Here is an 803-nt window from a genome sequence, read left to right on the forward strand (position 1 = left end):
CATCAGCGATGGCGAGTATAACAAACTTTGGAGTGAGGATAAAGAGCGTGAATTTTACGCATTTTTAGACGCTTTAAATTTAAAAGGTGTGTGCTTTGGACTTACCAACTTGCTAACCCACAAAGGCAGACACAATACCCTATTAGAACATTTTGCGCGAAAATATCACTGCACGAACATTGTGAGTAATTATATTAGCTTTAATGATAATAGCATTAAAAAAGACTCAAAAGAACTTTATGTAAGCAATTTTAAAAGGTAAAAAATGAGTAAAGAAAGAAAGCCTGAATACAAAATCTTATCATTTAGCACAACGATGAGAAATCCACAAAGAATAGCGGAGTTTTTAAAGGCGTTACTGCCTTTTGAAAATCAAAAATTAAGCCACAAAGTGATAATGCAAGTTGTAGCACATTTAATCGCAAATAAACTCTATGTGCCGTTGTATGCAAGTAGGAATTTTAAAGAAATTTTGGATAGCGATGAAATTTTTAGCACGAGTCAAACACAAGAAATCATTGAAAATTCACCACAAAAGCACAAGGAAAAAGGCTTTGATGGGGGTTGGGACTCAAGGTTTGATACTTGGTATAAACTACCTATGGAATTTGGATTTTGTTATTATGCAATGAATGAATCTTTGCTTATCTCAAACACAGGGCATTTACTCATAGATGCCATCAATGAAATTCCAAGCAATGAGGAAAAAATTTCAAATATCTTTTTAAATTGTATGATGAAATATCAAAGCAATAATCCTTTTAGACGAGTTTTAAATGCAAATGTGCCTTTGCTTTTATTAT

The 803-nt window shown here is 32.6% G+C and carries 2 pseudogenes; both read left to right on the forward strand.

The window, feature by feature from the left end:
• Positions 1-262: pseudogene (locus DMC01_RS14180) on the forward strand (DNA adenine methylase); the annotation flags it as partial.
• Between the two features lie 3 nt (positions 263-265).
• Positions 266-803: pseudogene (locus DMC01_RS12640) on the forward strand (AlwI family type II restriction endonuclease); the annotation flags it as partial.

The organism is Campylobacter troglodytis (genome assembly GCF_006864425.1).
Taxonomy (GTDB): Bacteria; Campylobacterota; Campylobacteria; order Campylobacterales; family Campylobacteraceae; genus Campylobacter_D; species Campylobacter_D troglodytis.